A 22601-nucleotide genomic window follows, 5' to 3' on the forward strand; every position below is an offset into this window, starting at 1 on the left:
TGCCGGGTAACCCTTTAGCCTCGCGAAGAATCGAAAGGCTCCGAGTAGAACGGGTCAGACCCCGCCGTATTGCGGCTGTAGCACCGGGGCCAGCGCCGAGAGCGGAATGCGCGCCTGCACCGTGCCGCCGTCCATCGACCACTGCATCCTGCCGGGAGTGAAATCGACCGGACTGTCCCGCCCGACCGGGTAATCCGGCATATAGAGGATCAGCTCGTCCGGGGTCAGTGCCCAAGCCTTGTATCCGCCCGAGTAGACGTTGTCCGGGGTCCAGCGGTCCGGGGTGAACGGATAGGTGCCGGGCTGATGCGGCGGCGGTGCCGCATCGAGTGCGGCGACGATGAACGGCTCGCCCAGGCGCGGGATCTCGGCCCGGAAATCGGCGCCCGGTTTGAACAGGTCGGCCAGCTGCAGCTGCCGCCCGCCCGCGAACGTGAAGGTGCGGTACGCGTCGCTGACGATAGGCGCGTTCGGGTGCGACAGGGCGTCGGTACCGACGGTCCCTGAGTACATCTCATGGAAGACGGCCGTCAGCGCGTCGCCATGCTGGAAGATCTCGAACTGCTCCTCGCCGAAGCTGTCGGCGGCCATCTTCTGCGCGGCGTTGCGCCAGTTGTTCATCAGGTTGGTCAGGTACTGCCGGATGACGGGGTTTTCCACCAGATCGCCGGGCAGTGCCATCTTGATGTCACGGACCGCCTTTCGGTCCGAGGTCACCGACGTATGGCAGGACTGCCCATCCCATTGGGCGCCCAGTTCGCCGCAGAAGGATGCCGCCGACGCCTCGGCGGACGGGGCGGTCGTGATGGCCACCAGAGAGCCCGCGGCCAGGGCCGCCGCGCCGATCAGTTTGCCGATGCGCATCATGGCCGGCTCAGGCGAGTTCCACTTTGCTTGCGCGCCATTGCCCGTCGACCTTCTCCATCGTCATCTTGATGCGGCTGCGGTCGATCCGCGGGTCGGGAACGGTGGTGTTGGACACCGACTGGTCGACGAACAACAACACCACGACCTTGTCCTTGCTCGCCGACTGCACGGCCGAGTCCACCACAACGCCATGCGCTGAGGCCTTGTTGTCGATGAGCAACTGGCGCAGCTGCATGCTCGACTGCGAGTACATGTCCTTGAACTCGCCCGTCGCACCGGCCAGCACCTGGTTGAAGTTCTCGTCGACCTTGCTGGAATCGATACTCGTCAAGATCTGGGCGTACGTCACCGCGGCATCCTGGGCCTGCTTTCCGGCCTGCGTCACCTGCTTGTTCTGCCACACGGTCCACCCCAGGAAGCCTGAGAGTGCCAGCGCGGCAACGAATACCGCAACCACGGCGCCGACGAGCACACGCCGGCGCCAGCCCCGGGTCGCGCCCTCCGGCTCCGCCTCGGCTTTGTCGTCGTCAGCCTCGGTCTTGGCGTCGGATTCCGGCGCGGCTTCGGCTTCGGCTTCGGCTTCGGCTTCGGCTTCGGGCTCGACGATCTCGCCGGCTGTCTCTTCGATACCGATTGCGTCGTCGACGATTTCGGTCTTCTCGTCGTCGGTGTGCTTGTCAGCGGTCACGGTCACCGTCATCTCCTTTGGGTGAGGTTGGGTGGATTAGCGGGGCGGTTCGATCGGCAGGGTCGGGCCGCCGTAGGGAGTCGGGATGGTGTAGCGACCCCGCGGCGTCGGGTCGGTGGTGCGCCCGAGGTCCGCGCCGGGCGGCGGCCCCGCGGTGTCGTCGTCCGCCGGGCGCGGTGCGTTCTTGGCCCCGCGGACCAGGACGCCCGGGTGATCGTCCCGGCAGTAGGTGTACATGTAGGGCTCCGGGTAGTCGGCCGACGCCGGTGGCCGGCGCGGTGTTCCGTAGTCACAGGTATAGCGCGGGTAGATGTCGGCGGTGGCCCACAGCCCGTTGTCATGCATGACACTGCCCAGGGCGTCGAGCACCGAGGTGCGGTAGTTCGGGAACAGCGCGTTCAGCGCCGGTACCCGCAGGTACAGCAATTGTGAAGTGCTGGCCAGGCTTCCGAGCAGTTGGACCATGGTGTCGGAGTTGTCGGCGAACAGGTTGTCGACAGAGTTCAACGCACCCGGGGTTTGATCGGTGAGCCGGCGGAAACCGTCCCGCATCCTGTTGATCCCGTCGAACGTCGAGTCGAGATTGTCGGAAGCCACCACGACGCCGGCGTTCTTGTCGGCCATCAGGTTGAACACCACGCGGCTGTTGCGCAGCATGCTCACCGTCTCGGGCAGGACCGAATCCAGCGTCGAGAGAAGGAATGTGCCGCCGTCGATGACATCGGCGAGCTTGCCGGGACCGGCTTGCGACATGCTCAGTTCCCGGCGGATCACTTCGAGCTTGTCGACATCGACCTGGGACAGCGCGCCGTCGGCGTCGGCGAGCAACTGGGCCAGGCTGACCGGCACCGTGGCCTTGCCCAGGCCGATCACGCTGCCGTCGGCCAGGAACGGGCCGTCTGCCGTGTTCGCCGCGAAGTCGATGTACTGCTCACCTGCCGGGGAAAGACCCGACACCCGCACGTCGCTGGATTTCGGAATCGACACAGCCGAATTCACGTTCACCACCGCCTGGACCCCGGTGGGTGTGATGTTGAGCCGTTCCACCTTCCCGATCCGCACGCCACGCAGGGTGACGTCCTGGTTGGGCAGCAGGCCGGCCGATTCCGGCAGCTCGATGGTGATGCGGTAGCTGGAGTCGAAGGGCTTGACCCTCAGCGCCCCGACCATCAGGTAGGCGCCCGCGACCACCAGGGTCATCACCAACGCGCCGGCCGAAAGCCAGGATCGGCGCCGGTATCCGGCCCGGACCACGTTGACCACGAAATCGGCGAGTGCGTTGATCATCGCGGCACCTCCGCGGCCGGCACCTCAGCGGGAGCAGGCGCAACCTCAGCAGGCGGTACCGGACCCGGCGCCTCCGGAGGAGCCGGCACGATCTGGCCGGGCTCGGTCGGGCTGGGGATCACCGGCATCTGAGGCACCGACGGACCGCGGCCCACGACGCGCTCCTGCAGCCGCAACAACGTGTACTGCAGTGAGCCGACCAGCTGATGCCAGTTGTAGCGCTTGGGGCCGTGCAATCCCGGGTCACCGGCGAACCCGATATCCGGAATCGACCCGAGGATCAGCCGGTCGATACTGGCGCGCACCGAAAGACCACTGCCGGAAGTCGCTTTCACCAATGGCGGCATCAACCGGTTCAGCGCGTACAGCGAGGCATCCGGGGACAGCGCCACATCGTTCCAGGCACCCGCCACTTTGTTGGCGTCGGCGATCACGCTGCGCCCGCTGGTGTCGGTCCCCGCGATCGACGGGAACTTGCGCAATTGTGCCGAGGTGTCGCCGATCTGAGTGATCAGATCCGCGATCTGGGTGGTGTGCTCGGCCAGTGTGTCGGTGGCAGGCCCGGCCGCGTCCATCAACTCACTGACGGTCTGGTTCTTGTCCTCGATCTGCCGCAGCAGCTGCGACGTCTCGGTCATCGCGGTCGAGAGCTGATCGGAGCGCGCGTTGAGCGTGCCCAGCGTGTGGTTCGTCTTGGCGATCAGGTTTCCGAAAGCCTGCCCCTGGTCACCGGTGGCCTTACCCATGCCGTTGATGATGTTGGTGAAGTTGCGCACCGCCCCACCGTTGACCAGGATCGCCGCCGATCCCAGCAGCGATTCCACGGTCGCGGCGGCCCGCGTCGAATCCAGGCCGATGGTGTCGCCGTCCTTGAGCAGCGGGGCGTTCGGGTCGACCGGGGTCGGCGGCCTGACCGAGACGAACACATCGCCCAGCGGTGTCGCCGAACGCAATTCGGCGGTGGTGCCACGGGGCAGCCGGACACCATCCATGATGCGCAGGGTGGTCACCGCGGTGTAGTTGCTGGCCACCATCGACTCGAGCTCACCCACATCGGCACCGGCCAGCTTCACCTTGGCATTGGCCGGCAGGTTCAAGGCGTTGGAAAAGATCGCCGTCAGCTTGTAACCGCCCGAGCCGACGCCGGGAGCCGGCAACGGCAGGCTGGCCAGGCCTTCGGAGGCACAACCCGAAATGGTCAGGCAGGCCGTCATCACTACGGGCAGAACATATTTGCGCACCGGTCTGATCATCGCTGCCCCATCGCCGCCATGCCGTCGAGCATGTAGGACAGCCCGAAGTCAGGACCGAAGTCCTGCACTGTTCCGGTGCTGCACCCCAATTGCCGCAGCCCCATCATGTTGCAGACCTCTTTGACGGTCTGCGAATCGAACAGCACCTTGTCCACCAGAACGTGTGCCCGCGCCGAGCCGTTGGTCTGGTCGACGATGTTGTAGATGTTGTCCAGCGTCAACGGGGCCAGATCGAGGAACTCGGCCAGATCCCGCCGCTGATCCACCGACGTGGTCAGCGCGGTGTTGCCGTTGAGGACAATCTGTTTCACCTCGTCGCGGTGAGCCTGCAGCACCTCGCCGACCTGGGTGATCACCTGATTGATCTTGTTGCCGGTGGTGCCGCTGCCGAAGTTCTCGTCGGCCAGGATCTGGCTGAGCTGACGGACTGTCGAACCGAACTCGCGCAGTGTGGCGTCGTTGCGGGAGGCCGCGTCGAACAGCGAGCTCAGGTTGCGCACGATCGTGGTGAGCTGATCGCGGGTCACTGCTCCCCGATCGGAACTGAGCCGCAACGCGTCTGACAATTCACCGAGGGCGTCCTTCATCTGCTGGCCGTTTCCGTCGGCGATCGCGGCGCTCGCGTTGACCACGTCGGCGAGAGGTCCGTTGCCCTTACCGTCGCCCTTCAGTGAGGAGGACAGCTTGTCCAGCACGTCGAGGACCCGGGCGAACTCGACCGGGGTCTTGGTCCGGTTCAGGCCGATCGTGTCGTGGTTCTGCAGGGTCGCCCCACCGTGGTAGGCCGGGGTCAGCTCGATCTGGCGGTCGGTGAGGATCGAATTGGAGATGGTGACCGCCTGCGCGTCGGCCGGCACCGAGACGTCCTTGTCGACCGTGAACTCGACCTCGACGTAGTTGCCCTTCGGCGTGATCTTGGTGACGCGGCCCACCTGCATGCCGAGCACGGCAACCGTGTTGCCCTCGTAAAGACCTGCTGCGCTGTCGAACTGGGCGGTCACCGTGATGGTGTTGGTGCGGTCCTTGAGGAACCACCAGCCGGCGCCGGCCACCGCGGCGACCAGCACCGCACCGGCCACGCACAGGGCCAGCAGCTTTTTACGGCTCATGCTCATTTGCAGTCCTTGTAGTACTGGATCATGTTGAACTGCTTGGCTCTGCCGCTGATCGCACACATCCAGGAGTCGATCAGCAGCCCGTTGGCGACGTGCATCTCCCCGGCGTTGCCGTTGCCGGTGGCGTTGGCAAGTCCGCGCAGGGCGACCGGGCCTGACTGCAGGACGCTGCGCAGCAGATCGTCGTGCTGGCCCAACATGTTCGACAGATCCTTGAGATTCGTGAGCAACTGCTCGAGCTGTGGCCGGTCGTCGACCACGATGCCGGTGAGGGTCTGGACCAGATTGGTCAAGGCCGACAGCATGGCCTGGAATGAGGCCCGGCGCATGACGAATTCGCCGACCAGGTCATTGCCCTGGTTGACCAGGTTGCCGATGGTGGACTGCTGGCGACGCAGGGTGTTGCCGACGATGTCGGTGGTCTCCAGCAGAGATCCGAGCTGGTCGCGCCGGTCGGCGATGATGGTCGCCAGCGTATGGGTGTTCTGCAGTGCCCGCGGCACGACTTCCGGCAGCCCCTCCATCTGCTTGCCGAGGATGCTCAGCGTCTGGGCGAACTTGTCGGAGTCGACCTGCTCGAAGGTGGTCGTGACGTCCCCCAGCGCCTCCTGCAGGTCGTAGGGCACCTCGGTGTGGGTGAGGTCAAAGGTGTTGTCGGGCAGGGAACCCGACCCCGCGGGCTGCAGGGCCAGATAGCGCGAGCCCAGAATGGTGGTGATCTTGATGACGGCCCGGGAGTCCTTCCCGAGCGGAACATTGTCGCGCACCTTGAGTTTGGCCTCGACGTGGTCGCCGGCCAGCTTCATGCTCTTGACCTCGCCCACCGGCATACCGGCCACGGTGATCGGGTTACCCGCCTTGAGCGCGGCAGCCTGCTGGAACCGTGCGGTGTACTGCCGGTAGCCGACATCGGCGACCTTGACGATCAGCATCGCCCCGATCAGCACGGCCACCACGGCGACCGCGATGATCCCGAGCCAGGTCCGGTTGTAGGTCTCCAGCGGACGGCGCTGTTTCTTCCGCGCCTTCGGCGCCTTCGGCGTCTCCGCTTTCGTCAGTTGGTCAACCATTGGCCATATTCCTGCACTTGGGGGTGTACTGCGCTTTGTTCCCCGGGGTGGCGGCATCGACGATGATCGGGGTGACGTCGTTGAGGCCCGGGAAGAAGCCCGTCGCGTTCAGGTCACACGCATAGGTGGTGGCGTAGGCACCCTCGTTGGTGAACCGGGCGAATCCCTTGAGCAGCAACGGCAGATTCGCACCGGTGAACGCGAGCTGCGGTTCGATCCCGACCATGTGCGAGACGAACCCGGGCTGCCGGGTCACGAGCTCGTTCAGCGACGGGTACACCTGGTCGCTGATGGTCGACAGCTGCTGCACCACCTTGGAGATCGAACCCAGCGAGTTCACCATCTCGGGCCGGCGGGCGTCGAATGTGGCGACCATCCCCCGGGTTTGGGTGATCACCTCGTCGAGACTGTCGTTGTGCTGGGCCAGGTTCTTGGCCACCGCGTTCAGATTGTTGATCACCTCGCCGAGTTCCTGATCCCGGCCGGCGAAGGAATCGGTCAGCTGCGAGGTCTGATCGACGAGCGCGACAATGGACGCGTTGTCGCCCTGCAGCGAGGCGATCACCCCTTTGGTGAGGTTGTCGGCGTCGCGCGGGTTGAGCACGCTGAACAGCGGCTCATATCCGTTGAGCAACGTCCCGACGTCGAACGACGGATCGGTCTGCTCGACCGGGATGACGCTGCCGGCCGGAAGCGGGCCCGGGTCACCGATGTTCCCCAGCGACAAGCCCAGATAGCGCTGGCCGACGATGTTCTGGTAGGTGACCGACGCGACCGTCCGGCCGTACATCGGCTGGTTGTCCTGCACCACGAACGACACCTTGGCCAGAGCGCCCTCCAGCTCGATCTTCTCCACCCGGCCGACCCGGACCCCGGCCATCCGGACGTCATCGCCCTCACGCAGACCGAATACATCGGAGAACAGCGCCGCATAAGGCACCGTCTTGCCCGCCACGTCACGACGCAGCGTGACATAGACGAGCCAGGTCAGCGTCAGCGCGACCACCATGAACAGGGCCAGGCCGATCGCCGCACCGCGGTATTTCATTGGCCTCCCTCTCCCGAAACGGACTGTGCGGCAGCGGGTGCGGCCTCGGCCGGTAACAGCGGACCCGCAGGTCCCGGCGCGGGTGCACCACCCGGGGGCGGTGCCGACCCCGGGACCGATGCGGCCGGAGGCGCGCCTTGGGGCCTTGGTGCCACCGGCGCGACCGGCGACAGTGGCACCGGCGGGGGCGGCGTCGGCATCAGCGCGGGATTCGCCGTCCCCGGCACCGGCCCAGCCGGTGGCATCCACGGCGGCAGCGGCGGATTCGGGTCGGCCAGGTTGGGATTCGGGTTGACCAACGGCGGACCGACCGCGACGAGATTCCCGTTGGCGCCCAGCACCGTTCCGGCGGGCGGTGCGAGACCTACCCGCCCGGCTATCCCTACGGACCACCGCCGCAGCCCCAACGGCGCATCTCGGTCCCCATGGTGATCCTCGGCCCGTTTCTCTACGCCGCACTCAATCTGGTGATCGGCTTCATCGGCTTCATCGGCGCCGGGGCCGCCGACAGCAGTGGCGGCAGCACCAACCTGGTCCTCGGCGGCACGGCGGTGCTGTTGGCCCTGATCGCCTTCGGCGGTGGCACCGTGATGTTGTTGTCGAAGAACCCGACGGCCAAGGGCCTCGGCATCGGGCTGATGGTCGGCTGGGCGCTGGTCTCGTTGTTCACCGCCGGGTTCTGCACCGGCCTCAACCCCGAGCTGTACGCCCTGTGAGCACCGGGATGGGGTTGCGCGGCGACCGGCTGCACCGGTACGTCACCGCGTTCTGCCCGCACTGCCACGACGAGGCACCCGAGCTCCCGCTGGCCGACGTCGCGCGCCTGGCCGGCATCCTGGTCGAGCGCGACGGGCAGGTCTGGCTCGAACGCGGCTGCCGCACACACGGATTGGTGAGGACCCTGTACGACGAGGATCCCGAGATCCTGTCCTACCTGGAAGAGTGGACCGCCCCGACCAAGGCCCACATCCCCGACATGGCCGGGAACTTCGACCCCATTCCCTCGGCCTATCTGCGTGGCCTGCCCGAGATGCAGACGCAGCACACCTGCATCCTCCTGGAGGACATCGCCGAGACCTGCAACCTGCGCTGCCCGACCTGTTTCACCGACAGCTCACCCGATTTGCGCCACGTGGTGCCCACCGCCGACGTGCTGGCCAACGTCGACCAGAGGTTGGCCCGGGAGAACGGCCGCATCGACGTCCTGATGCTCAGCGGGGGCGAGCCGACGCTGCACCCGAACCTGGCGGAGCTGCTCGATGAACTGGTCGCCCGGCCGATCACCCGAATCCTGGTCAACAGCAACGGGGTCCGCATCGCCAATGACGACGCGCTGCTCGATCTGCTCACCTCGCACCGCGAACGCGTCGAGGTCTACCTCCAGTACGACGGGTTGTCCGAGCAAGCCCACCGCCACCACCGTGGCGGAGATCTGCGGAGAACCAAAAGCCAAGCCCTCCGGCGGCTCTCCGAGCGGGAGATCTTCACGACCCTGGTGATGACGTGCGCACTGGGGGTCAACGACGACGAGATCGGGGACATGGTCCGCCTGGCCCTGGACACGCCGTACGTCGGCGGGCTCACCATCCAGCCGCAGTTCGGCTCCGGTCGCTCCGGCGCGATCGACCCGATGAACCGGCTCACCCACACCGGGGTGCTCAAACGGCTGGGACCGCAGACCGACGGCGCCGTCACCTGGCGCGACCTGACGGCACTGCCCTGCTCGCACCCGCACTGCTGTTCGGTCGGCTACCTGGTCCGCGACGACAGCGACCAGTGGCGTTCGCTGGTGTCTCTGATCGGCACCGAAAGCCTCAAGGACAAGCTGGGCCTGGTCTCCAACCGGATCGCCGACACCGAGCTCCCCCGCCAGCTGCGCATGGCGGTGCAGGAGTCACTACTCGGGCTGCTCTCGGAACAGTCCTCGCTGTCGCATCCTCAGATCGGCGACGTCTGGCGCGCCATCTGTGAGAGCTGCGACCTGGGTATGGGGACACTGCTGACCCTGGCGTCCTCCGCACTGCCGGGCCGCCGCCGCAAGATCCGCAAACTGCTCGGCGAGCGCGTGGTGCGACTGACCGTCAAACCGTTCATGGACATGTCCACGATGATCGAGGAGCGCCTGATTCAGTGCTGTGTGCACGTCGGCACCCGCTCGTCGCAGCCGGATTCGGCGCACCATCAGTGCGCGCCGTTCTGCGCCGTCCAGGCCTGGCCGGCGCTCGGACGTCAACGGCTGTCCTTGTCGGCCGGACAGGCATTACCGCTCATCGAGATTCGATAGGGGTGGCGAAAAACCAGGTCGTGGCGCACATCGAGCTCGACAAGCAGGTCAAACGGGTTTTCTGCCAGGCGCCGATGGCAGAAACTGCGAACTGGTGTTCCTAACCGTCCTCTTAAGCTGCTAACTTCCCATGAAGTGGGTGTCCCACTGCCGGGGGGCCTGCCAACTCTTTTTGGACCAGTCAGGAGTGAATGCCTTGAAGACGAATATCAGTACGGCCTTTGCCGGAGCGGCCATTGCCGCTGCGGCGATCGTCGCCGGCGCCCCGATGGCGCTCGCCGACGCCGACACCAGTGCCGTCACCACCGCTTCGCTCGGCGGCCAGGGCAAGCTGGACGGCGGCACCCAGGTCTGGACCGTGACCGACCTCAAGCCCAGCACCGACACCATCAACTACGCGCCGCACGGCACCCTGTGGGAGGTCACTGCGACCAACGAGGCTCTCCAGGGTTCGGTGACGCCGATCGTCTCCAACTTCAACGTCCGCGCGGCCGACGGCCAGAACTACCGCGCCCTCTTCCAGGTGCCCAGCACCCAGGGCGTCAACCCTGCCACCCTCGCCCAGGGGCAGAAGACCAGCGGCAAGATCTACTTCGACGTGACCGGTGACCAGCCGACCTCCGTCGTCTACAACGCAGGCGGCAACGACGTCCTGGTGTGGAACAAGACCGCCGCGCCCGCCGCAACCCCGGCCGCCGCCGGCGCGCCGAAGCGTCCGGCTCCCGCCGCAGCCCCGGCTGCCACCCCCGCCGCTCCGGCCGCCGCAACCCCGGCCGCACCGGCCGCTCTGACCCCGGCCGCACCCGCCGCCACCCCGGCTGCACCGGCCGGCACCGGCGCGGGTAGCCGCGCGGCGGACCTGCCCGCTGCCACCCCGGCACCCGGCGCACCGGCCGCAACCCCGGCCGGCACCGAAGCGGTTCCGGCCGCTCCGGCACCGGGCGCACCGGCCTCCGAGTCGACCCCGGTCGCGCACGGCACCCCGGTCGCCGAGGGTGTCCCGGCAGCGGCCCCCGCAGGTGCCGGCAATGCCGCCACCGCGGTTCCGCCGGCCGAGGGTGTGCCCGCCGAGGGTGCCCCCGTCCCCGCCGCCGCTCCCGGCGCTCCGGCTGCTCCCGCGGCTCCGGCACCGGGCGCTCCGGCAGCTCCGGCAGCTCCGGCCACCGAACCGGCACTGGTTCCGGCAGGCACCCAGCCGGCCGTCACCACGCCCGCCCCGGCCCCCGCGGTCGCGCCGGCGAGCAACCACGGGACTGCGTCCTGATCTAGGTAGTCACGGCAACGGCCGGACGCGGGCAACCGCGTCCGGCCGTTGTTTTTTGTGGAGCTGTCAAAGTGCGGGCAGAGAATCGTTTCCGAAAACGAGTCAGGCGATCGACAGCGCGATGCCGTCGAGAATGTCGTGCTCACTGACCACCAGTTCGCCGATGCCGGCCCGCTGCCCGAGTACGGCCGCCAACTCCTCGACGATGATCGCGCCGCCGCCGATCACATCGGCACGGCCGGCATGCATCGGCCCGAGCGCCAGGCGTTGGGCCTTGGTCATCCCGATCAGCTGCTCACACACCCCGAGCAGCTCGTCGAATCCGATGCGGGACAGGTGAATTGCATCGGGATCGTATTCGGTCATCCGCTGTGCCAGCGCCGAGAGCGTCGTCATCGTCCCGGCCACACCCACCCAGGTGTGCGCGCCCTCGACCGGCACCACCCGCAGCGCCTCGGCCAGGCCGTCACGGGCCACCGCCCGAGCCCGCGCCACCTCGTCCGCGGTGGGCGGATCAGAATGCAGGCACCGTTCGGTGAGCCGCACACACCCGATGTCGGCGGAGAAGCTGGCCCGCACAGCGGTGTCGCCGCGCACCACCTCGGTCGAGCCGCCACCCAGATCGACGACCACGAACGGGCCCGCGGCAGGGTCGAGTTCACCTACCGCGCCCCGGAAGGACAACTCGGCCTCTTCGGTGCCGGTGATGACCTCCGCCAGGGACCCCGGGACCACCTTGCCCAAGAGCCGCGCGGTCATCGCGAAGAACTCGTCACGATTGCCTGCATCGCGCGCCGCCGAGGTCGCGACCATCCGCACGGCGGTGACCGAACTCTCGGCCATCATTGCCACGTAGTCGGCCAATGCGGATTCGGTGCGCGCCAACGCTTCCGGAGCGAACTGCCCCGTGGCATCCACACCCTGCCCCAGCCGCACGACCCGCATCTCGCGGTGCACGTCACGCAGCTTGCCGTCCACCACGTCGGCGATCAGCAGACGAATCGAGTTGGTGCCACAGTCGATCGCGCCGACCCTGCTCAAACCCATACCTCACGATCCAGGATTCCGGCCATCCCCGGCTCGGCCGCCAGCACTGCCAGCGCCTCGTCACCAAAGGGATTGACCCCGCGGCCTTTTGCCAATGAGTGGGCCATCACCACGTGCAGACATTTCACCCGGTCGGGCATGCCGCCCCCGGTGAACGTCGTGCCCAGCGGCTCGATCGCGTCCCGCTCGGCCAGATACGACTCATGCGCCCGCCGGTAGGCCGCGGCCAGTTCCTCGTCCTGTTGCAGGCGTTCGGACATGTCCCGCATCAGCCCGGAGGATTCCAGCCGGCTTGCGGCCGCCGTGAGCGCCGGATGCGTCAGGTAGTAGAGCGTCGGGAACGGCGTGCCATCGGGAAGTCTGGGTGCGGTCTTCACCACCGCGGGCTCGCCGTTGGGGCAGCGGTAGGCGATCTCGAGGACACCGCGCGGCTCCCGGCCCAATTGCCGTGTCACGGCCTCGATGTCGGCGGGATCAACCATTGGGACCTCTGGGCTCGGCAGGCGGCGGCGGAACAGGCGGTGCGGGTGGCCCGCCCGGCGCCGGCGGGGGCCCGCCGATCGTCGGGGAAACCCCGTGCGGCTCATCGGCAATCGTGTGCCACAGCGAGGTGTACCAGGGCTGCCCCGCGGGCACGGACGAACCGGGCAGCGCCGGTGTTCCCGGGTCTGCCGACACCATGGCCCCGGGCGGCAGTTGCACCTGGTACGGGGTGTCGCCGGGCATGACGAAGCCGAGCCGCTCCCTGGCCTGGGCCGCGATGAACACCGGGTCGGCCAGCTTGACCTTCTGCTGTTCGAGGTCGGCGATCTGGGCCCGCAACCGTTCCTCGCTGGCTTTGAGTTGTTTCATCTCGGTGCGCTGGGCGAAGTAGGTGCGCACCGGCCCGGCGATGGTCAGCGTCAGCACGCACACCACCGCGGCCAGGATCGCCGCCCGGCGGGCCGTCGACCCGAACCGCTGTTCGGACTGCAGCTCGGCCTGCTGCTGAGCTTGCACCGCAATGGCTTTGGTGACCTTCTCATCGGCTACCGGCTCAGCCTGCGCCGGGCGGGATTCGGCCGCCCGGCGCCGGGGCTGCGAAGCACGCGGCCGATTCGATTCCCCGGCCTTGCCCGGCTTGCCGGGTCGGGAGGCCGGGGACCGTCTCTTCGGATCGGGCCGCTTCGCTTCGGGCATCGACGTGTTGGTGCGCAGACGCCTGCGTTACTTGGCTTCGAACCGCGGGAACGCGAGATCGCCCGCGTAGCGCGCGGCGTCGCCGAGCGCCTCCTCGATGCGCAGCAGCTGGTTGTACTTGGCCACCCGCTCGCTGCGGGCCGGAGCACCGGTCTTGATCTGACCGCTGCCCACCGCGACCGCGAGGTCGGCGATGGTGGTGTCCTCGGTCTCGCCGGAGCGGTGGCTCATCATGGTGCGGTAGCCGCTGTTGTGCGCCAGCGCAACGGCATCCAGGGTCTCGGTGAGCGTGCCGATCTGGTTGACCTTCACCAGCAGCGCGTTGGCGGCACCACGCTCAATGCCGTCCTCGAGGCGTTCCGGGTTGGTGACGAACAGGTCGTCGCCGACCAGCTGGACCCGATCACCGATTGCCGACGTCAGCGCGACCCAGCCGTCCCAGTCGTCCTCGGACAGCGGATCCTCGATCGAGACCAGCGGGTACGCGTCGATCAGGCCGGCATAGAACTCCGCCATCTGCTCGGCCGTGCGGGTCTCCTTCTCGAAGGCGTAACCCGTACCGTCCGTGTAGAACTCGGTGGCGGCGACGTCCAGCGCCAGGGCCACATCGCTGCCGAGCTTGAACCCGGTGGCCTCGATGGCCGTCGCGATCAGGTCCAGGGCGGCCTTGGTGCCCGCGACGTCGGGGGCGAAGCCGCCCTCATCGCCGAGACCGGTGGACAGCCCCTGCTTCTTGAGCACCGCCTTGAGCGAGTGGTAGACCTCGGCACCCCAGCGCAGCGACTCCTTGAAGGAGGGAGCACCGATCGGGGCGACCATGAACTCCTGGACGTCCACCCCGGTGTCGGCGTGGGCGCCGCCGTTGAGGATGTTCATCATCGGCACGGGAAGGATGTGCGCGTTCGGGCCACCGAGGTAGCGGAACAGCGGCAGCGCGGCACTGTCGGCCGCGGCCTTGGCCACCGCCAGCGAGACACCGAGGATCGCGTTGGCGCCCAGCCGGGACTTGTCCGGGGTGCCGTCGAGATCCAGCAGGGCCTGATCGACCAGACGCTGATCGTCGGCGGCCAGGCCGATGATCGCCGGAGCGATCTCGTCGAGAACGGCCTCCACGGCCTTCTCGACGCCTTTGCCGCCGTAACGGGAGCCGCCGTCGCGCAGCTCCACCGCTTCGTGCTCGCCGGTCGACGCGCCCGAAGGCACCGCTGCCCGGGCGAACGTGCCGTCGGTCAGGGCCACCTCGACCTCGACCGTCGGGTTGCCACGGGAGTCGAGGATCTCGCGGGCTCCAACCTGCTCGATGATGGGCACTGGCTTCTCCTTATTGAGTCCTGCGTGTAGGGATGAGACTAGATCGTGGTCCGCACAACGGCGTGTTTGGGCTTGTCACACGTGTCACAAGCCGTGACCGGCCGCGTATGCCGTCGCCCAGTCCCGCACCATTCGGGCGTACTGCTCGGAGTTGTTGTAGGCCTTCAGCGCCGTCATCCAGCCTCTCGGGGTGGACAGGTCCTTGCCGTACCAGCACAGCAGGCCGGCCGCCGACAGCGCCGCGTCGTCGAAATTGTCCGGGCTCACCACCCCGTCGTTGTTGGCGTCGACGCCGAAGTGCCCCCAGGTCTCCGGGATGAACTGCATCGGCCCCATGGCACGGTCCATCAGCGGATCGCCGTCCAGCTTGCCCTTGTCGGTGTCGGGAATGCGCAGGTTGCCGGCGGTCCCGTCCAGTTGCACGCCGCGAATCGGCGGGGTGACGTCGCCGTTGCGCGCGATCATCGCGCCGCGGTAGGTGCCGTGGTGGCTCTCGACCATGCCGATGCCGGCCAACGTGGTCCAGGCCAGTTGGCAATTCGGGTTTTCCACCTGGGCGACGCGCGCGGCGTACGCGTAGGCCTCCAGGGCGTTGACGGGCATGCCCAGCGCGGGTGCCCGCTGCTCGGCCCACTCGTGCAGCTGATCGGCGGGCCTGCCCTTGGCATAGGTGTCGATCGCGGGCACCGGATCCCCGGCCGGCGGCGGCACGCCTTCGGGAATTGGGGTCCCCAGATGCCACGAACAGCTGGATGCCAACAGCAGCGCTGTCGCAGCAATTACGGCGACAGCCCGCAGCCAACGCACTGGCGACACCGGACTCCCTCAACCCCGCTCTATCTGATTGGCCATCGTCGCATGCGCGCCTATGAACGCGACGAGCGACGGGCCCGTGCCGGAAGAACGGCAGGTGAAGTCGGCCGGACCCCCAGACCCCCCTGCTAAGGTGAGCCACGCCTTGCTATGGCAAGGCAAGGCTACGTTTTTTATGGTGTTTTCACCCCGGTCGAACGAGGACGCTTTGATGACTGCCATCTCGGACGTTCCGACCAGCACGCTGGCCGCGTCCAACATCACATCCCAGGTGTTCGGCAGTGGCCTGATCGGTTTGCGGGAAGGCCTCGAAGCCGCCATCGTGGTGTCGATCCTGGTCGCGTTTCTGGTCAAGTCCGAACGCCGGGACGCCCTCAAATGGGTGTGGCTGGGCGTCGGCGCGGCAATCGCCATGACCGTCACCGTCTTCCTCGTGATCCAGTTCGGCGAGAACACCATCAGCGGACTCGGCGCCGAGGCCATCGCGGGTATCGCCTCACTGATCGCCGTCGTCATCGTCACCACCATGGTGCTGTGGATGAAGCGCGCGTCGGCCTCGATGTCCGGCGAACTGCGCAGCGAGATGTCGCAGGCGCTGCAGACCGGCGGCCCGGCGGTGGCACTGCTTGCCTTCCTGGCGGTGGGCCGTGAAGGCGTGGAGACCGCACTGTTCATGGTCGGCTACGCCGAGGCGGAGACACTCTGGCCGCTGACCGGCCTGATCATCGGCGTGCTGATCGCCGCGGCGATCGCCTACGGCATGTACGCCGGCGCCGTGCGGATCGACCTCGCCAAGTTCTTCAAGTACACCGGGATCTTCCTGATCGTGGTGGCGGCCGGAATCCTCGCCTATGGGATCAAGGCGCTCCAGACCGTGGGCTGGCTGCCCGGGCTCAGCGCCAAGGCCTTCGACATGAGCGGCGCGTTCGACTGGTCTGCCTGGTACGGCGAGATCATCCAGGGCGTCTTCAATATCGACCCCACGCCGACCGTGCTGCAGTTCGGTGCGTGGCTTGCCTACATCGTCGTGGTGTTGGCGCTGTTCCTGAAGCCGGTCCGCGCTGCCGGCGCGGCATCGGCCGGTGCCTCAACTTCCTCCGAGCCGACCGTCGAGCCGGAGACCTCCACCGCATCCGAAAGGTCGACCAAGTGAAGATCACCCCTGCCGCCAAGACCGGATTCGCGGCTACCGCCGCGGTGCTGGCCGGCATCTCGATGACCGCCTGCCAGGCCAAGGAGGCCGACAGCGGCAGCGCGAGCGGCGACGGTGCCCAGAAGGCCGCCCAGATCACCGTCGACGCCTCGGACACCGAGTGCAAGCTGTCGGGGACCACCGCGACGACCGGGCCGAGCACATTCGTCGTGACCAACAACGGCAACAAGGTCACCGAGTTCTACGTCTACGGCGAGGGCGAGCGGGTCATGGGCGAGGTGGAGAACATCTCCCCCGGGCTCAAGCGGCAGCTGATCGTTCAGCTCACCCAGCCGGGTACGTACCAGACCTCGTGCCGGCCCGGCATGGTCGGTGAAGGCATCCGCGGCAATTTCGAGGTCACCGGCGATGCCGTGAAGATCGACACCGAGGGCAAGTTCAAGGAAGCCGCCGACAGCTACAAGCGCTACGTGCTCAGCCAGACCGATGCGCTGATCCCCTCCACCGAGGCATTCGTCGCAGCGGTCAAGGCCAAGGACGTCGCCAAGGCCAAGGATCTGTACCCGACCACACGTACTTACTACGAGCGCATCGAGCCGGTCGCCGAGTCGTTCCCCAACGATCTCGATCCGCGGATCGACCTTCGCGAGGCCGATCTGGAGCCGGGCCAGAAGTGGACCGGGTTCCACGCGCTGGAGAAGCAGTTGTGGGTCACCGGTCTGCAGCCCGACGCCGACGCGCTGGCCGATCAGCTGCTCGCCGACGTGAAGGAGCTCGAGGCCGGCGTGAAGGCGCCGGACTGGACCATCGACTCCACCCAGATCGCCGGCGGCGCCCAGGGCCTGCTCGACGAGATCGCGTCCAGCAAGATCAGCGGCGAAGAGGACATCTTCAGCCACACCGACCTCTGGGATTTCAAGGCCAACGTCGAGGGTTCGCAGACCGCGGTGGCCTCGGTGCGACCGATCCTCGATGAGCGCAACGCCGAACTGGGCAAGCGCGTGGACCAGCGGTTCGCCGACGTGGAGAAGTTGCTGGAAAAGTATCGTGAAGGCGACGGCTTCGTCTCCTACGACAAGGTGACCGAGCCCCAACGCCAGGAACTGTCACGCGCCATCGACGCGCTGAGCAAGGAAGTGAGCCAGGTACAAGGTGTCATCGCCCACCAGTGATTCGGTAGCGGACTCGGGCGTTGCGGCACCGGACGCCCAGCAGCAGCCCTCCGGAATCTCCCGGCGCAAACTGTTCGGCGCCGCCGGGGTCACGGCCGCGGTAGTCGGTGCGGCCGGCGCAGGTGCGCTGGCCGGCCGGGCTTCCGCGGCCAGCACGCCGCACGGTGCCCTGCAGGGGCCGGTCCCATTTCGGGGCGACCGGCAGGCAGGCATCATCACCGAGGCGCAGGACCGGATGCACTTCTGCTCCTTCGACGTCACCACCGACAACCGCGAGGACGTCGTCGCACTGCTCAAGCAGTGGACCCAGATGGCCGAGCGGATGACGCGTGGCGAGGAGACCGAGGCCGGCGGCGCCGTGGACGGCAATCCGTATGCGCCGCCGTCGGACACCGGGGAGGCGCTGGGCCTTCCGGCCTCACAGCTCACCCTGACCATCGGGTTCGGGCCGTCGTTCTTCCGCAAGGACGGCAAGGACCGCTTCGGCATCGCCGACAAGCAGCCGGCCGAGCTCAAGGATCTGCCGAAGTTCCCCAACGAGACCATGGACCCGGCCCGCAGCGGGGGCGACATCTGTGTGCAGGCCTGCGCCAACGATCCGCAGGTCGCAGTCCATGCGATCCGCAACCTGGCCCGCGTCGGGTTCGGCACGGTCGCGGTGCGGTACTCGCAGCTGGGGTTCGGCCGCACCTCGTCGACCACCCGGGACCAGGCCACTCCACGAAACCTGTTCGGGTTCAAGGACGGAACCAACAACCTCAAGTCGGACCAGACGGACCTGCTCGACAAGAACGTCTGGGTGGCCGAGGGTGACGGGCCGGCCTGGCTCACCGGCGGCAGCTACCTGATCACCCGGCGGATCCGGATGCGCATCGAGAACTGGGACCGCACCACGCTTCTGGAGCAGGAACGGGTGATCGGGCGGCAGAAGGGCAGCGGTGCCCCCAACGGATTGCAGCAGGAGTTCGACGAGCTGGATTTCGAGATCACCGACGGCAAGGGCAATCCGAAGATCGACGTGGACGCGCATGTGCGGCTGGCCTCGGCCGAGCACCTGGGCGGCATCGAGATCCTGCGTCGCGGTTACAACTTCACCGACGGCTCAGACGGCTTCGGGCACCTGGACGCCGGATTGTTCTTCATCGCGTTCGTGCGCAGCCCGGAGAAGCAGTTCATCCCGATGCAGCGGGAACTGTCCCGCAAGGATGCGCTCAACGAATACATCACCCACACCGGGACGGCCATCTTCGCCTGCCCGCCCGGGCTACGCGACGGCGATACCTCGGGTTATTGGGGTTCGACTCTGTTCGAGTGAGGCACTGACCCGATGACACGCAACACTCGAATACTGCTGACCGCATTGGCAATCGCGGTGCTGGCCATCGGCGTGCTCGTGTACCAGTCGGTGCGTGATCGCGGCGGGCCGCCACCGGCGGCATCCGTCGAAACCGGCCAGGTGGTACGCGAGAACAGTCACCGGCTGAACTCCGTTCCCGACAGCGACGTGACATTCGTGGAGTTCCTCGACTTCGAGTGCGAAGGTTGTCGCGCGGTGTATCCCTCGATCGAGCAATTGCGATCTGAGTACGGCGACCGGGTGAACTTCGTCATCCGGTACTTCCCGCTCGGCGCTCACTACAACGCCGAACGAGCGGCACGCGCCGTCGAGGCTGCCGCCCAACAGGACAAGCTCGAGGCGATGTACAAGAAGATGTACGACGCCCAGGGCCAGTGGGGCGAGAAGCAGGATCCGGCCGACGAGGTATTCCGGGGCTTCGCAGGAGAACTCGGCCTCGACATGGCGGCATTCGACAAGGCCTACAGCGACCCCGCCACCGCCGCCCGGGTCCAACTGGATGTGGCCGACGGCCGCGCCCTGGGCGTGCAGGGAACGCCGACGTTCTTTCTCAACGGCGAGCGCATCCAGCCACACAGCTATGAAGACCTGGCCGCGGCCTTCGATCAGGCGCTGGCCGAGTAGAGAGCCCGCGCGGCGCGGTTATCCGCCGAGCAGGATCTGGCTGAGCCGGGTGGTCGTTGCGACGCCTTCGTCATAACCCCCCTGCCCGTTGAGCCCGTTCATGATCGCCAGCGTGTATCGCTGTTTGGGACCGGCGAACCCGACCGAGTTGACGACCCAGCCGCCCTGCTCTTGCGACCACCCGTTCTTGTTGCCGGGGGTCATCGACGGTCCGGCGCCCCACACGCCCCACTGCTGTTCCCCGCCGACCCGCTGCATCTCGGCCACCACGGCGGAGGCATCGGCCGGATTCAATTGGGCCAGTGTGTAGTTCATCAACCGGTCGAGATCGTTGGTGGTGGACTTCTGGAAGCCCCAGTACGGGAACACGTCACCGAATCCCGGTTGCGGCCGCAGGTCCGTCATGCCGTAGCGGGGGAAGCCGGCGTTGAATGCCTTGTGGTCGGCTCCGCCATAGCGGCTCCACAGTGAATCGGCCGCATCGTTGTCGGAGTTCCGCAGCATGTTCACCATCAGCTGCCGGTCGTTGCCCGAGAGCCGCAATGCCCCGGCACGTTCCCGGGTCAGCAGGTCGACCACCATCGCCAGCTTGATGGTGGAGGCGGTCCAGATCATGGTGTTCGCATTGGCATTGGCGTAACGCGTGCCCGCTGCGCGATCGCGCAGCACATAGCCGACGGTGCCCGGCCTCGACGCCAGATAGGCGTCTGCCGCCGCGATGCGCGAGCGCAGGTCACAACCTGTGGCGGGACATTCCGCGACGGCCTGCGGTGCGACCATTCCCAGACTGAGGACCAGGACGACGGCGGCGATCCGCAGTACCCGCATCGCCACACCGTAGAGCTCGCCGGCCCGACCCAGCGTCCGCACAGCCGGGCCATGCCGAGCCGAAACCGTGCCGTTGTCTATTCGTGACGGGGTATCGGGCCACTGTTTTCCGCCAGCACCGCTCCGGAACTGGATGTCGTGCTGCATCGGCACACTGCGCCGCGGATTGCAGTCACTATCAAGCAGCAATCCGCGGCCTTGTTGACGACGGGCGCAGTTGCCGACCCCGTCAGCGACTCTGGGGCCATTGCGGACGTGAGGGCAGCTCGGTGGTCAGTCCGATTTGTCCGTGTCATCGACGTCGTCGGCTTCGTCGGCTTCGTCGGCTTCCGCGCGCGCGTCTTCGGCGCTGGAATCTTCGGCTTCGCCGCCGACATCGGCGGAGTCGGCCGATTCCGTGTCGGCGTCGTCGTCCAACTCGTCATCCGCATCGGGCTCAGCCTCAGGCTCGGGCTCGATGAGCGCGCCCGGCCAGTACGCCCGCCATTCGTCTTCGGTGATCGACCCCAGCGGCGTCACGTCGAGTTCCTCTGGAACGTCCTCGCCCCGGCGGCCGGCGGCAACATCGGACTCCACCACCCGCACGGTGTCCATGAACTCCAAAATCGCACTGCGCAAGTCATTCTCGGCATCAGAATCGGCCGAAACCACCACTGAGGTCAGCGCCGCCGGCACCAGGTCGGCGGGCAGCCCGGCCTGGGCCACGCGGGCCAGCACCTTCTGCGCCAACGCCAAAGCCGGCTGCCCGGTGGGCACGTCATCCATCGACGACCCGCGGGCCTTCACCTTCTGCTCCTGGGCCTTGCGCTGCTCCCATTGGGCCAGCTGCTCATCCAGTGAAATCGATTCTCCGGCAAGCACTGCCGGCACGCGATTGCCGAGCTTGCGCACCAAGGAATCGGCGACGTCGTCGATATTGAACGGGTGGACGGGCGCATCCTCGGCGATGCGCGCATGGAACAACACCTGCAGCAGTACATCGCCGAGTTCCTCGCGCAGCTCGTCGGCGTTGCCGCCGCGCACCGCGTCGAACAGTTCGTACGTCTCCTCCAGGAGGTAGCGACGCAACGAATCGTGCGTCTGCTCGCTCTCCCACGGCCCGTCGGTACGCAGCTTGTCCATCATCGCCACGGCGTCCACGAGCCGCTCCCCTGCCTGCGCCTGTTGGGCCGCGATCAAGCGGTCCCCGGCAGCCAGACGGGCCTTGACCGCCGGATGCTCCGGGTCAGAGGACAACAGAACTGGGGCAGCTTCATCCTCCGGCGCGTCAGAGAGCCAAGGCCTCGCCGCGGGCAGCGACCACGGCACCTTGACCGGCATTTCCTCGGTGTACTGCACATCACCGGTGAGCAGGCCGACCGCCTCGACGGGGATCAGTGACGGGCGGCGCGGGTCGACCAATACGACGGTCATCGGGCTGCACCCCCTCACCATTTCGACGAGATTGCTGATCTCGGTTATACCAACACATTGCCGGGCTGCGGCGGACCGCGACGCGCCTGGTCAGCACGGCCAATGCTGCGATTCGCCGGCATCGGGCCGTCCCCACACGGGATGGCCGCCCTGCCCGAAGGCAAGGCGGCCATCATGTCACAAGCCGTGGCTTACGACTCCGGCGGGAACTGGCCCTCCGGGATCACCCAGTGACCCGGTGTCTCATGGAAGAACGGGTTGGCGACCCCGTTCACCGTGGGCATCGTCCTGAGCTGACCAGGCGGGATTCCGAAGAACGGATTCGCAACACCGTTGATGGTCGGCGAATTCGTCAACTGCCCAGGCGCGATGTGTGAGTTCGGCTGGCGGAAGAAATTGTCCACCTCGGGGAACCGCACGGTGGGCACATTCACGTCGGGAACGTTCACGCTCGGCACATTCACGTCGGGAACGTTCACGCTCGGAACATTCACATCAGGAACATTCACATCAGGAACATTCACACTCGGAACATTCACATCAGGAACATTCACACTCGGAACATTCACATCAGGAACATTCACACCCGGCACTGCCGGACCGGGAATCGGAGGCGGCGGGGGCACGTCCGGAAGGGCTTGCGCGAGGCCTGTACCCAGGCCGAACGCGCCGAGGCCCAGTGCACCCGCCATTGATGTGGTTACTGCGAACTTCTTGAAGTTCATGGTCACTCCTTCGCCTTGCGTCACCGCGACGAACCCACCAAACGGCGGCAATCGCGTGATGTTCGGTTTAGGAAATTGCATGACCGCCGAATGGTCGACGACC

General features: G+C 67.0%; 22 protein-coding genes. 7 read left to right on the plus strand and 15 right to left on the minus strand.

Translation table 11 applies throughout. The annotated features are described in order from the left end of the window. Positions 1-54: 54 nt before the first annotated feature. From EH231_RS15280 to EH231_RS15310, 7 genes are read right to left on the minus strand one after another with little or no spacing between them, the layout of a single operon-like run. Complete coding sequence (locus EH231_RS15280; protein ID WP_124712705.1) at positions 55-867, minus strand: DUF3298 domain-containing protein; 813 nt, start codon at positions 865-867, stop codon at positions 55-57. 7 nt (positions 868-874) lie between these two features. Continuing rightward, the gene (locus tag EH231_RS15285) at positions 875-1567 is read right to left on the minus strand and encodes an Rv1363c family protein (protein WP_124712706.1); all 693 of its coding nucleotides are present in this window, start codon (positions 1565-1567) and stop codon (positions 875-877) included. A gap of 24 nt (positions 1568-1591) precedes the next feature. After that, positions 1592-2842 carry an MlaD family protein gene (locus EH231_RS15290; RefSeq protein WP_090424449.1) on the minus strand — a complete coding sequence of 417 codons (1251 nt, stop codon included), beginning with the start codon at positions 2840-2842 and terminating at the stop codon, positions 1592-1594. Then, positions 2839-4095 (minus strand): MlaD family protein, encoded by a 1257-nt coding sequence (locus EH231_RS15295; protein WP_124712707.1) that lies wholly within the window; start codon positions 4093-4095, stop codon positions 2839-2841. The genes EH231_RS15290 and EH231_RS15295 overlap by 4 nt, the downstream gene beginning before the upstream one ends. Then, positions 4092-5210 (minus strand): MCE family protein, encoded by a 1119-nt coding sequence (locus tag EH231_RS15300; RefSeq protein WP_124712708.1) that lies wholly within the window; start codon positions 5208-5210, stop codon positions 4092-4094. The genes EH231_RS15295 and EH231_RS15300 overlap by 4 nt, the downstream gene beginning before the upstream one ends. Continuing rightward, on the minus strand, positions 5207-6280 hold the full coding sequence (locus EH231_RS15305; RefSeq protein ID WP_124712709.1) for an MlaD family protein: 1074 nt from the start codon (positions 6278-6280) through the stop codon (positions 5207-5209). The genes EH231_RS15300 and EH231_RS15305 overlap by 4 nt, the downstream gene beginning before the upstream one ends. Beyond that, positions 6273-7328 (minus strand): MlaD family protein, encoded by a 1056-nt coding sequence (locus tag EH231_RS15310; protein ID WP_124712710.1) that lies wholly within the window; start codon positions 7326-7328, stop codon positions 6273-6275. The genes EH231_RS15305 and EH231_RS15310 overlap by 8 nt, the downstream gene beginning before the upstream one ends. A 425-nt stretch (positions 7329-7753) precedes the next feature. Between EH231_RS15310 and EH231_RS15320 the strand changes: the two genes are divergently transcribed. From EH231_RS15320 to EH231_RS15330, 3 genes are all read left to right on the plus strand, one after another. Next, a complete protein-coding gene (locus EH231_RS15320; RefSeq protein WP_090427579.1) occupies positions 7754-8044 on the plus strand; it encodes a hypothetical protein in 291 nt (96 codons plus the stop codon). An 8-nt stretch (positions 8045-8052) separates the two neighbouring features. After that, entirely contained in the window at positions 8053-9612 is a 1560-nt protein-coding gene (locus EH231_RS15325; RefSeq protein ID WP_164481205.1) for a radical SAM protein, read from the plus strand. Between the two features lie 187 nt (positions 9613-9799). Beyond that, positions 9800-10876: an MPT63 family protein gene (locus EH231_RS15330; RefSeq protein WP_241178005.1), complete on the plus strand. Its 1077-nt coding sequence runs from the start codon at positions 9800-9802 to the stop codon at positions 10874-10876. A 102-nt stretch (positions 10877-10978) separates the two neighbouring features. On the opposite strand, the gene EH231_RS15335 is transcribed toward EH231_RS15330, so the two are convergent. The 5 genes from EH231_RS15335 to EH231_RS15355 all read right to left on the minus strand — a co-directional run bounded on the left by EH231_RS15335 (position 10979) and on the right by EH231_RS15355 (position 15229). Beyond that, positions 10979-11923, minus strand: a complete 945-nt coding sequence (locus EH231_RS15335; protein WP_090427570.1) for a Ppx/GppA phosphatase family protein — start codon at positions 11921-11923, stop codon at positions 10979-10981. Continuing rightward, a complete protein-coding gene (locus EH231_RS15340; protein WP_090427567.1) occupies positions 11914-12405 on the minus strand; it encodes a DUF501 domain-containing protein in 492 nt (163 codons plus the stop codon). Before EH231_RS15340 ends, EH231_RS15335 begins: the two co-directional genes overlap by 10 nt. Then, complete coding sequence (locus EH231_RS15345; protein ID WP_090427564.1) at positions 12398-13102, minus strand: FtsB family cell division protein; 705 nt, start codon at positions 13100-13102, stop codon at positions 12398-12400. The genes EH231_RS15340 and EH231_RS15345 overlap by 8 nt, the downstream gene beginning before the upstream one ends. Positions 13103-13129: 27 nt before the next feature. Beyond that, positions 13130-14413: a phosphopyruvate hydratase gene (eno, locus tag EH231_RS15350; protein WP_090427561.1), complete on the minus strand. Its 1284-nt coding sequence runs from the start codon at positions 14411-14413 to the stop codon at positions 13130-13132. An 84-nt stretch (positions 14414-14497) separates the two neighbouring features. Continuing rightward, entirely contained in the window at positions 14498-15229 is a 732-nt protein-coding gene (locus EH231_RS15355; protein WP_164480904.1) for a lytic transglycosylase domain-containing protein, read from the minus strand. A 208-nt stretch (positions 15230-15437) separates the two neighbouring features. Between EH231_RS15355 and efeU the strand changes: the two genes are divergently transcribed. From efeU to EH231_RS15375, 4 genes are read left to right on the plus strand one after another with little or no spacing between them, the layout of a single operon-like run. Next, complete coding sequence (gene efeU / locus EH231_RS15360; protein ID WP_090427558.1) at positions 15438-16379, plus strand: iron uptake transporter permease EfeU; 942 nt, start codon at positions 15438-15440, stop codon at positions 16377-16379. Next, positions 16376-17551: an iron uptake system protein EfeO gene (gene efeO, locus EH231_RS15365; RefSeq protein WP_124712712.1), complete on the plus strand. Its 1176-nt coding sequence runs from the start codon at positions 16376-16378 to the stop codon at positions 17549-17551. Before efeU ends, efeO begins: the two co-directional genes overlap by 4 nt. Further along, positions 17532-18866 carry an iron uptake transporter deferrochelatase/peroxidase subunit gene (gene efeB, locus EH231_RS15370; RefSeq protein WP_090427553.1) on the plus strand — a complete coding sequence of 445 codons (1335 nt, stop codon included), beginning with the start codon at positions 17532-17534 and terminating at the stop codon, positions 18864-18866. Before efeO ends, efeB begins: the two co-directional genes overlap by 20 nt. 12 nt (positions 18867-18878) lie before the next feature. After that, on the plus strand, positions 18879-19532 hold the full coding sequence (locus tag EH231_RS15375; RefSeq protein ID WP_090427550.1) for a DsbA family protein: 654 nt from the start codon (positions 18879-18881) through the stop codon (positions 19530-19532). Positions 19533-19550: 18 nt separating this feature from the next. On the opposite strand, the gene EH231_RS15380 is transcribed toward EH231_RS15375, so the two are convergent. The 3 genes from EH231_RS15380 to EH231_RS15390 form a co-directional block, all read right to left on the minus strand. Beyond that, positions 19551-20360, minus strand: coding sequence for a serine hydrolase (locus tag EH231_RS15380; protein WP_090428847.1), 810 nt, complete (start codon positions 20358-20360; stop codon positions 19551-19553). A 273-nt stretch (positions 20361-20633) separates the two neighbouring features. After that, a complete protein-coding gene (locus EH231_RS15385) occupies positions 20634-21773 on the minus strand; it encodes a nucleoside triphosphate pyrophosphohydrolase (protein ID WP_124712713.1) in 1140 nt (379 codons plus the stop codon). Between the two features lie 191 nt (positions 21774-21964). Beyond that, positions 21965-22498, minus strand: a complete 534-nt coding sequence (locus EH231_RS15390) for a hypothetical protein (RefSeq protein ID WP_124712714.1) — start codon at positions 22496-22498, stop codon at positions 21965-21967. Positions 22499-22601 lie beyond the last annotated feature (103 nt).

This window comes from Mycolicibacterium nivoides (genome assembly GCF_003855255.1).
GTDB lineage: Bacteria > Actinomycetota > Actinomycetes > Mycobacteriales > Mycobacteriaceae > Mycobacterium > Mycobacterium nivoides.